This window comes from Rhodopseudomonas palustris, from assembly GCF_013415845.1.
Classification (GTDB): Bacteria; Pseudomonadota; Alphaproteobacteria; order Rhizobiales; family Xanthobacteraceae; genus Rhodopseudomonas; species Rhodopseudomonas palustris_F.
Genome location: NZ_CP058907.1, coordinates 4413817 through 4423893, shown reverse-complemented (window position 1 = coordinate 4423893; position 10077 = coordinate 4413817). Strand labels below are relative to the sequence as shown.

Below are 10077 nucleotides of genomic sequence, written 5' to 3'. Positions count from 1 at the left end.
TCGCTCGGTCGCTGGGGCTTTTGCGCGATCGCGCCCTTATTCCTGCTGTTCAACCGCCATTAATAGCAGCGAATCAAATCCCGGATTCGTTCCGCCGAGCCGAGCCGTGGAGTTGCACGCCTGCGACCGTGGAGAGCGCGCCTTCATTCGCGACTGGGGCGCCGACGACGTGCGCGTGATCGCGGCCTGCGCGGCCCATCGCCTCGGCTACACGGTGTTGCGGCCGACGCTGATCTATCTCGAAGGCCGCGACGGCGATGTCAGCCGGATCGCCGGGCTAACGGCTAACGGTCGATCGGCCGACCCGGTCAGGCCGACTAGCCTATCGTGACGTTGAGCGTGCCGATACCGTCGATGCCGCAGGCGATCGCATCGCCGGGGGACAGCGCCGCGACGCCGGCTGGGGTACCGGTCATGATGATGTCGCCGGCGGCGAGCTCGACCTGCCCCGACAGTTTCGCGATGATCTCCGGAACGTTCCAGATCATCTCCGACAGATCGCCGGTCTGCCGCTCAGTGCCGTTGACCGACAGCCAGATCTTGCCGGTGGCCGGATGGCCGATCTCGGAGGCCGGGCGCAGCGCGCCGCACGGAGCTGAGGCGTCGAACGACTTGCCGATCTCCCAGGGCTGCTCCTTCTTGCGCGAGGCGATCTGCAGGTCGCGGCGGGTAAGATCGATGCCGACCGCATAGCCCCAGACGTGATCGAGCGCGCGCTCGACCGGAATGTTCAGCCCGCCACTCTTCAGGGCCACCACCAATTCGACCTCGTGATGCAGGTCCTTGGTCAGCGGCGGATACGGGATGGTGGCGCCGTCGGGCGTGACCATGTCGGCGTGCTTGGCGAAGAAGAACGGCGGCTGGCGCTCGTCATTGCCCATCTCGCGGACGTGCTCGAGATAGTTGCGGCCGACACACCAGATCCGGCGGACCGGAAAGCGGTCGCTTGTCCCAGCGACGGCGAGAGTGGGCTGCGGCGGTGGGGCGATCACGAAACCAGCATTGCTCATGAGTGTCTTTCGCAAGCTTTGGGTGAGGGGGCGGGGAGTGGCGCGGGGAAGTCCGATCAGGTTAGGCGGTGGCGTCGGCCGGCGCCAGCGGCGCGGCATGCCGCTGCTGCAGCCGGAAGAACGAGGCATAGCGGCCGCTGCGGCGCAGCAGGTCGTCGTGGCGGCCCTGTTCGACGATCTCGCCGGCTTCGACCACCAGGATGGAATCGGCATGCATGATGGTGTGCAGCCGGTGGGCGATCACGATGGTGGTGCGGCCGCGGGCAAGACGATCGATTGCCTCCTGCACCAGCTTCTCCGACTCAGAGTCGAGCGCGGCGGTGGCTTCGTCGAGCAGCACGATCGGGGCATCGCGCAGCAGCGCGCGGGCGACCGCGATGCGCTGGCGCTGGCCGCCGGACAGTTGCGCGCCGTGTTCGCCGACCGGAGTGTCGTAGCCGAGCGGGAAGCCCATGATGAAGTCGTGTGCGCAGGCGGCCTTGGCGGCGGCGACGATCTCGTCCTCGGTGGCACCGAGCTTGCCGAACGCGATGTTGGCGCGGACGGTGTCGCGGAACAGATAGACGTCCTGGCCGACATAGGCGGTCTGCCGCCGCAGCGACTCGCGCGACACGGTCGAGGTCGACTGTCCGTCGATCCGGATTTCGCCGGACTGTACTTCGTACAAGCGCAGCAGCAGCGCCAGCACCGTCGACTTTCCGCCGCCGGAAGGGCCGACCAGTGCGGTCATCTTGCCGGGCTCGGCGGCGAAGCTCATTGCGTTCAGCACCGGCTCGTCCGGCCGATAAGCGAACGAGACGTGGTCGAATTCGACTCGCGCCTGGGTGAGTTCCAGCGCCGGCTTGTGGCTGTCGTCCGGCTCGCTCGGTGGGCTGTCGATGATCTCGAGCAGCATCCGCGCGCCGACCAGGCCGCTGTTGAGTTCGATGTTGAGCCGCGCCAGCCGCTTCGCCGGTTCATAGGCGAGCAGGAACGCTGTCAGGAACGAGAAGAACTCGCCGGGCGTCGCGCCGGTCGCGACCACGCGGTAGCCGCCATACATTAGCGACGCCGCCACCGCGAAGCCGCCGAGCGTTTCCATCAGCGGGCTGGAGCGGTTCGACACCTTCGCCATCTTGTCGGCGTTGGCCTGCACCGCGGCGATGTTGGCGTCGATCCGGTCGCTCATGGTCTTTTCGAGCGAGAACGCCTTCACGGTGCGGATGCCTTGCAGCGATTCCTGCATGGTCTCGAGGATCTGCGCGTTGCCGGTGAACTGCGTCAGCGCCAGGCCCTTCACGCGCTTCACCAGCTTACGCACCACGAACGCGGCCGGCGGCGCGACCAGAAGGCCGAACAGCGCCATGAACGGATCCTGAACCACCATCACGATGACCAGGCCGATCAGCGACAACAGATCGCGGCCGATCGCATTGATCAGCAGGTTGAGCACTTCGGTGACGGAGTTGGCGCCGGCGGTGAGGCGCGCGAGGAACTCGGATGAATGCCGCTGCGAGAAGAAGCCGATGCTCTCGCTCATCAGCTTGTGGAACATCCGGCGCTGATTGTTGGCCAGGATCGCGTTCTTGATCTGGGTGAGGATCACCGACTGGCCGTAGGTCGCCGCGCCCTTCAGGCTGAACACCACAAGGGTGACGATCGACCAGAACATGATGCCCTGGAGGTCGCGGTCGACATAGGCCTGGTTGATCACCTTGCCGAGCAGAAAGGCCGAGCCGGAGGTCGCCGCGGCAGCGATCGCCATCAGGCCGAAGGCGAGCGCGTAGCGCCGCCAATAGGCGGACGCCTGTTCCATCACCAGCCGGCGGATGAGGTGCCACGCACCATACGGGTCGTCAGTAATCTTGCGTGGGGCTTCGGTCATTCCCGCGTTCCATCGACGGCGTCGGACAAGGGTCGCGCGCGAGGAAGGCGTGCGTCTCGGCGGAGTCCTTGCCCCCGATGGGCCGGATTTTCAAGCCAAAACGGAGGAATCAAACTTGCTGTCAGGCCGGAATTGCTTGCAATTCAACCGCTTGGCGCTGGCGCAGGAGCTTTTCCTCCCATGCCAAAGCGTGTGCCGCAATGGTGTCGAGATCGTCGTAGCGCGGGGTCCAATCCAGCTCGCGGCGGATTCGGTTGGTGTCGGCGATCATCGTCATGATGTCGCCGGGCCGGCGCGGTGCCGCGGCGACGGCGAAGTTGCGGCCCGCGACGCGCTTCACCGCGTCGATGGTTTCGAACACCGAATAGCCATGGCCGTAGCCGCAGTTCAGCGTCACCGGGCCGCCACCCGCGCGCAAGTAACCGAGCGCGGCGCCGTGCGCTTCGGCAAGATCGGTGACGTGAATGAAGTCGCGAATGCAACTGCCGTCCGGCGTCGGATAGTCGGTGCCGTAGACGTCGATCCGGCTGCGCTGCCCGGTCGCGGCTTCCACGGCGATCTTGATTAGGTGCGTGGCGCCCTCGGTGGCGAGACCAACCCGGCCCAACGGATCGGCGCCGGCGACGTTGAAGTAGCGCAGCGCCACGTAGTTGACGCCGTAGGCCTCCGCCGCGTCATGCAGCATGATCTCGGTCATCAGCTTGGAGCGGCCATAGGGCGATAGCGGCCGCGTCGGCGCATCTTCTCCGACCGGAATGTGGTCGGGATTGCCGTACACCGCAGCGGTCGAGGAGAAGATGAAGTTCTTGACGCCACGCCGCGTGGCTGCGCTGAGTAGGCTCCGCGAGGTCGAGGTGTTGTTGCGATAATAGCCGAGCGGATCGCGCATCGAATCCGAGACGATCACCGAGCCGGCGAAATGGATGATGGCATCGACGCGATGCGATGCGATCACGCCGTCGACCAGATTTTCGTCGCCGGCATCGCCGATGAACAGTGGAACGCCTTCAGGCATGAACCGCGAAAAGCCGGTGGAGAGATTGTCGATCACCACCACGCTTTCGCCGGCCTCGACCAGCGCCAGAACCGTGTGGCTTCCGATGTAACCGGCGCCGCCGGTGACGAGTACGGTCATCGTGGTTTCCGTCCAAGGTGCTGGTTCGTCTCGCGCATTTGCGCCAGGCTGTCGACAAACAATGGAATTGCGGTATAGCGGGGCGGCCTCAGCGGCGAATTGCCAGCGTTTTTGCCGGGGATTCGACTCTATGGTTGTCAATCCTGTAACGAGGACCGCGCAATTGCGGGCCTTTTGCGTCAATGTCGGACATCCTCATCATCAAGACGTCTTCACTCGGCGACGTGGTGCACCAAATGCCCGCGATCGCGGACGCTGCGCGCGCGCTGCCGGGCTTGCGCATGAGCTGGGTGGTCGAGGAGGCGTTCGCGCCGCTGGCGCGGTTGCATCCATCCGTGACCGAGGTGATCCAGGTGGCGACGCGGCGCTGGCGGTCGCATCTGGCGAGTCGCGCCACCTGGCGCGAGATCGGCGATTTCAACACCCGCTTGCGTGAGCCTGAATTCGACAAGGTGATCGACACCCAGGGCTTGATCCGCTCGGCGATCATCGCCCGGCTCGCGCAAGGCGAGCGCCATGGCTACGACGCGCAGAGCATCCGTGAGCCGCTGGCGTCGCGATTTTACACCGTTCGTCACGGCGTTAGCCGATCGCTGCACGCGGTCACACGCAATCGCACCCTCACCGGGCTGTCGCTCGGCTATCAGCCGGTGGACGAGATCGACTACGGGCTGATCAAGCCGGCCCGGAGCGGCGATACGCCTTACGCGTTGCTGCTGCACGGCACCTCGCGGGTGTCGAAAGAGTGGCGCGCCGAGGATTGGATCGAAACCGGCCGCTGGCTGCAGGGCCGCGGGCTGCAGCCGGTGCTGCCGTGGGGCACCGAGACCGAGCGGCAGACCGCCGAACGGCTGTCGAGCGCGATTCCCGGAAGTCGCGTGTTGCCGCGTCAGTCGCTCGATCTTACCGCGGGCGTGATCGCCGGCGCCATGGTGGTGATCGGGGTTGATACTGGCCTGCTGCATTTGGCCGCCGCGTATCGGGTGCCGCTGGTCGGTATCTATGTGGCGACCGATCCAGGACTGACAGGCCCGGTCGGCAGCGGCCCGCTGCGGGTGCTCGGCGGCAAGAGCGGTGGCCCCTCGGCGCGGCAGGCGATCGAGGCGGCGGAGCAGCTACTCGGTTAGTTGGATGCAGCGGCGCGCTGCATCTCGATCAGAACCTGTTTGACGAAGACGTCGATGTCTTCGCCTTCGAAGCGAAAACCGGGAATGCCGGCAGCCTTCGCGGCTTCAACGTCGCTTGCGCTGTCGCCGATCACGAAGCTGCGCGTCATGTCCACCGGCCAAGTCTTGGCCAGATCGAGGATCATGCCCGGGCCCGGTTTACGATGCTCGCAGGCCACCCGATAGGCGTCGAGCGTTCCTTCGACATGATGCGGGCAGAACCGCACATCGTCGATCCGCGCGCCTTGGGTATTCAACTCATCCAGCATCCAGCGATGCAAGGCTCGGACGTCGTCCTCGCTGAACATGCCGCGCGCGACGCCGGATTGGTTGGTGATGATGAAGACGTAGTAGCCGGCCGTGTTGAGTTGCCGGATCGCCGCGGCGATGCCCGGCATCCATCGCACGCGTTCGCGCGTGCCGACATAATGATCGTTGTAGTTGATGACGCCGTCGCGATCGAGAAAGGCGGCGGGACGGCACGGCGCGGACGCAGTCATGGCGCTGGCGTTCCGAGCGCGACCTCGATCTCGTCGCAGATCGCATGCGCGGCCATCAGATGGATCTGCTGAACCAATGCGGTTTCGGGTCCAGGCGCGACCAGGAGATGATCGCACCGCGCGCCCATCGATCCGCCGCTCGGGCCAGTCATTCCGACGGTGACGAGGCCGCGTTGACGCGCCACCTCGAGCGCCGCGAGGATGTTGGGCGAGCGCCCGGAGGTGGTGATGCCGATGAAGACGTCGCCGGGCTGGCCAAGACCTTCGACTTGCCGGGCGAACACGCGCTCGAAGCCGTAGTCATTGGCGATCGCGGTGAGCGCCGAAGTGTCGGTGGTCAGCGCCACCGCCGGCCAGGCAGCGCGCTCGCGCTTGTAGCGGCCGATGATCTCGGCGGCGATGTGCTGGGCGTCGGCAGCGCTGCCGCCATTGCCGGCGAGCAGGATCTTGCGGCCCTGCTTCAGCGCCTTGATCGATGCCGCCGCGATCGCCCGCGACGCCGCCAGCAGAGCCGCATCGCCGGCGGCCGCAGTCATGGCGGCAAGCGAGAGCTGGAAATGGGCGGCGATCTTGTCCTGGCTCACGTCACACCTGAAGGCTGAAGCTCAAGGCCCTGGTAAAGCGCAGGGCGGAGGCCGGCGCAACCCAAGGGCTCAGACCGCCGGTGCGATGCCGGCGGCCTGCAGCGCTTGCAGCGCCGCGGTGGTCACGTCCTCGACCGCGATGTCGCGCATGCAGCGGTGGTGCTCCATTCGGCAGATCGGCTTGTGGCAGGGCCGGCACGGGATATCCCCGGGCGCCTGGATCACCGTCTCGATCGGGTTGAGCGGAGCGTAATGCCAGGGGCTGGTCGGGCCGAAAATGCCGATGGTCCGGCTGCCGATCGCCGCGGAGACGTGGAGCAGCCCGGAATCATTGGAGATCACCAGGTCCGCCGCCGCCAGCGCCAGGATGCCGTTGCGCAGGTTGGTGCCGGTGAGGTCGCGGACATTCGGGCCACCGGCCGCGACGATTTCCTGCGCCTTGACGGTTTCGCCCGGGCCGCCGACCACCCAGACCTCAAAACCGCGCTCGGCCAGCGCCTTGCCCGCCTCGACGTAATAGCTCCAGCGCTTCGCCGGCCCGACGGCGCCGGGCGCGAGCGCCACCACGGTCCGACCGTACAGGCCGTTCGCCTGCCGCCAGGCCGCGATTTCGGCTTCCGGCACCTGAAGCTGCGGTTCGGGCCAATCCAGCGGCAGTTCGGGCAGGGGCGGCAGCGCCAGCGCGGCGCAGCGGTCGATCATCCGCGGCAGCGCCTTCTCGCCGCGCCGCCAGTCATTGAGCAGGCCGAACCGGACCTCGCCGATGAAGCCGGTGCGTTTCGGGATACCGGCAAGCCAAGGGGCGATGGTGGATTTGAAGGTGCGCGGCATCACCACCGAGGCGCCGTAGCCCTGCTGCCGCAGCTTCGCCGCCAGCGCCCGCTCTTCAGACAGCGAGATCTTGCTGCGCGGCAGGTCCCAGACGATGCCCTGGCGGACGCCGGGCATGTAGTCGACCAGCGGCGCGCACAGCGTGGTGGTGAGAACGTCGACCGGCCGGTTCGGCCAACGGTCCTTCAGGACCCGCACCACGGTGTGGCAGCGCACGAAATCGCCGATCCACATATACGGGACCAGCAGCACCGGGCTGGTCTCGTTGCGGTCCGGCGCGGTCGCCAGGCTGGCTTTGAGTGATTCGTAATTCATCGCTTGTTCTGTTGCCCTGCCTAGCAGGGGCTGATCGGCCCAGCCGGTTAGCGCCTGCGGCGGCCCGCGTCCAGCCGGCATTTCGCGCCGAGCCCATTCCGCATTCACAGCAATTCAGAGTTGAAGTTGCCTGCCCGGGCGGAGTGGGGCAAAGGTGGCCGCGCAAATCGAGGCGGAGAAGTCATGCTGCTGGTCACCGGGGGCGCCGGGTTCATCGGATCGAATCTGGTCGCGGCGCTGAACGACGCCGGTCGGGCCGACGTCGCTGTGTCCGACTTTCTCGGCCACGACGGCAAGTGGAAGAACCTCGCCAAGCGGCAGCTGGCCGATTTCGTGCCGCCGGCGGAACTCGCCGACTGGCTGAAAGGCCGCAAGCTCGATGCGGTCTTTCACATGGGGGCGATCTCCGCGACCACCGCCACCGATGGCGACATGGTGATGGAGAACAATTTCCGGCTGTCGCTGCGGCTGCTGGACTGGTGTACCGAGACCGGCACGCCGCTGATCTACGCCTCGTCGGCGGCGACCTATGGCGACGGCGAACACGGGTTCGACGATGATTTCTCGCTGGCCGCGCTGAAACAGCTGCGGCCGATGAACCTATATGGCTGGAGCAAGCATCTGTTCGACCTGGTGGTCGCCGAGCGCGCCGCCAAGGGCCACAAGCTGCCGCCGCAATGGGCCGGCCTGAAGTTCTTCAATGTGTTCGGCCCGAACGAATACCACAAGGACACCATGGCCAGCGTGCTGGCGCGGCGGTTCGACGACATCAAGTCCGGCCGGGTGGTCCAGCTGTTCAAGTCGCACCGCGACGGTATTGCCGACGGCGACCAGCGCCGCGACTTCATCTATGTCGACGACGTAGTGCGGGTGATGATGTGGCTGTTCGCTTCGCCTAGCGTCAGCGGCATCTTCAACGTCGGCACCAGCCATGCCCGGAGCTTCCGCGACCTGATCCTGGCCGCCTATGCGGCGCTCGGCACGCCGCCGCAGATGGAGTACATCGACATGCCGGAACAGATTCGCGGCAGCTATCAATACTTCACCCAGAGCGAGGGCGACCGGCTGCGTGCCGCTGGCTACAATGGCGGATTCACCCCGCTCGAAGAGGCGGTCACGTCTTACGTCACTGGTTACCTCGACCGCAGCGATCGTTTCCGCTGATCGCACGCAACCGTTTGGATTCGGATGTTCAGCTTCGACGCCCTGCTGCAAGCGATCGCTCGTCAGACCGTCCTGTGCGTCGGCGACCTGATGCTCGACGAGTTCGTCTATGGCGAGGTGTCGCGGATTTCTCCGGAAGCTCCGGCTCCGGTGATCGCGGTTCAACGCAGCGAAACCAATATCGGCGGCGCCGGTAACGTCGCCCGCAATATCGCGGCGATTGGTGCGCGCTGCATCTTCGTCGGCCTGATCGGCGATGACGCTACCGGGCGTCTTTTGGAAACCGAACTCGGCAGCGAGCCACGGATCGAGCCGGTGTTGGTGCGCGATGCGTCGCGGCCGACCACCCGCAAGGTGCGGTTCGTCTCCGAGCACTTTTCGACCCACATGCTGCGGGCCGATTGGGAGACGGCGGCGCCGGCCGCTACGGACGTCGAGCAACGCCTGCTCGATGCGATCCTGCCGCAGCTTGCCCGTGCCGACATCGTGCTGCTGTCCGACTATGCCAAAGGCGTGCTGACGGCGCGGGTTATTCGCGACACGATCGATGCCGCCAAAAAACTCGGCAAGCGCGTGATCGTCGATCCGAAAAGCGCCAACTTCGCGATCTATCGCGGTGCCACGCTGCTGACGCCGAACCGCAAGGAATTCACCGCGGCGACGCGAAGCGCAGCAGCAACCGATGACGAGATTGCCACGGCGGCTCAGGATGCGATGGCGCTCGCCGAATGCGAGGCGATGCTGGTGACCAAGAGCGAGCACGGCATGACGCTGGTGCCGCGCGGGGGCGAACCGATCCATGTGCCGGCGCTGCCGGTAAAGGTGCGGGACGTCTCCGGAGCCGGCGATACGGTGGCGGCTGTGCTGGCCGTGGTGTTGGCTTCCGGGGCGAACTGGGCCACCGCGATGCGCGCGGCGAGTGCGGCAGCGGCGGTCGCGGTGAGCAAGAACGGCACCGCGGTGGTGACGCCGGCCGAACTACGCCGGCGAATCCTGCCGCATGCCTCGCTGGCGGCGGAAGAGAAGATCATCGGCAGCGATGCCGAGCTCGACGAGCGGCTGAAGCAGTGGCGCCGCGAAGGTCTTCGGGTCGGCTTCACCAATGGCTGCTTCGACATTCTGCACCCGGGCCACGTCAAGGTGTTGACCGCAGCGCGCGGTGCTTGTGATCGGCTGATCGTCGGGCTGAACAGCGACGCCTCGGTGCGCCGGCTGAAGGGCGAAAGCCGGCCGGTGCAGCACGAACGCGCCCGCGCCGAGGTCCTGGCCGCGCTCGAAGCGGTCGACCTGGTGGCGATCTTTGAAGAAGATACCCCGCTCCGGCTGATCACGCGGATCGAGCCGAGCGTCCTGGTCAAAGGCGGCGACTACACCCGCGAGCAGGTGGTCGGCCACGAGATCGTTGCGGCCAAGGGGGGCGACGTGCTGCTGGTCGACGTGCTGCCGGGTTTCAGTACCACCTCACTGGTGGCGCGGGCGCGCGAGGGGCAATAACTATTCACACTATC

10 protein-coding genes are annotated in these 10077 nt (G+C 66.2%); 4 read left to right on the top strand and 6 right to left on the bottom strand.

All coding sequences use genetic code 11. The features are described from left to right. Positions 1 to 106 precede the first annotated feature (106 nt). A complete protein-coding gene (locus HZF03_RS20170) occupies positions 107 to 331 on the top strand; it encodes a hypothetical protein (RefSeq protein ID WP_234832208.1) in 225 nt (74 codons plus the stop codon). Here HZF03_RS20170 and HZF03_RS20165 read toward each other — a convergent pair. From HZF03_RS20165 to galE, 3 genes are all read right to left on the bottom strand, one after another. Then, the gene (locus tag HZF03_RS20165) at positions 318 to 1010 is read right to left on the bottom strand and encodes a fumarylacetoacetate hydrolase family protein (RefSeq protein WP_119018107.1); all 693 of its coding nucleotides are present in this window, start codon (positions 1008 to 1010) and stop codon (positions 318 to 320) included. The genes HZF03_RS20170 and HZF03_RS20165 overlap by 14 nt on opposite strands. Positions 1011 to 1071: 61 nt before the next feature. Beyond that, positions 1072 to 2874, bottom strand: coding sequence for an ABC transporter ATP-binding protein (locus tag HZF03_RS20160; RefSeq protein WP_119018106.1), 1803 nt, complete (start codon positions 2872 to 2874; stop codon positions 1072 to 1074). Between the two features lie 121 nt (positions 2875 to 2995). Then, a complete protein-coding gene (gene galE, locus HZF03_RS20155; RefSeq protein ID WP_119018105.1) occupies positions 2996 to 4009 on the bottom strand; it encodes a UDP-glucose 4-epimerase GalE in 1014 nt (337 codons plus the stop codon). Positions 4010 to 4191: 182 nt separating this feature from the next. Here galE and waaC point away from each other — a divergent pair, with 182 nt between their 5' ends. Continuing rightward, the gene (gene waaC, locus HZF03_RS20150) at positions 4192 to 5136 is read left to right on the top strand and encodes a lipopolysaccharide heptosyltransferase I (protein ID WP_119018104.1); all 945 of its coding nucleotides are present in this window, start codon (positions 4192 to 4194) and stop codon (positions 5134 to 5136) included. On the opposite strand, the gene HZF03_RS20145 is transcribed toward waaC, so the two are convergent. The 3 genes from HZF03_RS20145 to waaF all read right to left on the bottom strand — a co-directional run bounded on the left by HZF03_RS20145 (position 5133) and on the right by waaF (position 7405). Beyond that, on the bottom strand, positions 5133 to 5675 hold the full coding sequence (locus HZF03_RS20145) for an HAD family hydrolase (protein ID WP_119018103.1): 543 nt from the start codon (positions 5673 to 5675) through the stop codon (positions 5133 to 5135). The genes waaC and HZF03_RS20145 overlap by 4 nt on opposite strands. Next, the gene (locus HZF03_RS20140; protein ID WP_119018102.1) at positions 5672 to 6259 is read right to left on the bottom strand and encodes a D-sedoheptulose 7-phosphate isomerase; all 588 of its coding nucleotides are present in this window, start codon (positions 6257 to 6259) and stop codon (positions 5672 to 5674) included. The genes HZF03_RS20145 and HZF03_RS20140 overlap by 4 nt, the downstream gene beginning before the upstream one ends. Positions 6260 to 6328: 69 nt before the next feature. Next, positions 6329 to 7405, bottom strand: a complete 1077-nt coding sequence (waaF, locus tag HZF03_RS20135; protein WP_119018101.1) for a lipopolysaccharide heptosyltransferase II — start codon at positions 7403 to 7405, stop codon at positions 6329 to 6331. Positions 7406 to 7588: 183 nt separating this feature from the next. Here waaF and rfaD point away from each other — a divergent pair, with 183 nt between their 5' ends. After that, a complete protein-coding gene (rfaD, locus tag HZF03_RS20130; protein WP_119018100.1) occupies positions 7589 to 8569 on the top strand; it encodes an ADP-glyceromanno-heptose 6-epimerase in 981 nt (326 codons plus the stop codon). Positions 8570 to 8593: 24 nt separating this feature from the next. Further along, positions 8594 to 10063 (top strand): D-glycero-beta-D-manno-heptose-7-phosphate kinase, encoded by a 1470-nt coding sequence (gene rfaE1 / locus HZF03_RS20125; RefSeq protein WP_119018099.1) that lies wholly within the window; start codon positions 8594 to 8596, stop codon positions 10061 to 10063. Positions 10064 to 10077 lie beyond the last annotated feature (14 nt).

Coding starts and splice junctions, on each gene's coding strand:
- HZF03_RS20165 (WP_119018107.1), bottom strand. CDS start 1,010: ATGAGCAATGCTGGTTTCGTGATCGCCCCACCGCCGCAGCCCACTCTC.
- HZF03_RS20160 (WP_119018106.1), bottom strand. CDS start 2,874: ATGACCGAAGCCCCACGCAAGATTACTGACGACCCGTATGGTGCGTGG.
- galE (WP_119018105.1), bottom strand. CDS start 4,009: ATGACCGTACTCGTCACCGGCGGCGCCGGTTACATCGGAAGCCACACG.
- waaC (WP_119018104.1), top strand. CDS start 4,192: ATGTCGGACATCCTCATCATCAAGACGTCTTCACTCGGCGACGTGGTG.
- HZF03_RS20145 (WP_119018103.1), bottom strand. CDS start 5,675: ATGACTGCGTCCGCGCCGTGCCGTCCCGCCGCCTTTCTCGATCGCGAC.
- waaF (WP_119018101.1), bottom strand. CDS start 7,405: ATGAATTACGAATCACTCAAAGCCAGCCTGGCGACCGCGCCGGACCGC.
- rfaD (WP_119018100.1), top strand. CDS start 7,589: ATGCTGCTGGTCACCGGGGGCGCCGGGTTCATCGGATCGAATCTGGTC.
- rfaE1 (WP_119018099.1), top strand. CDS start 8,594: ATGTTCAGCTTCGACGCCCTGCTGCAAGCGATCGCTCGTCAGACCGTC.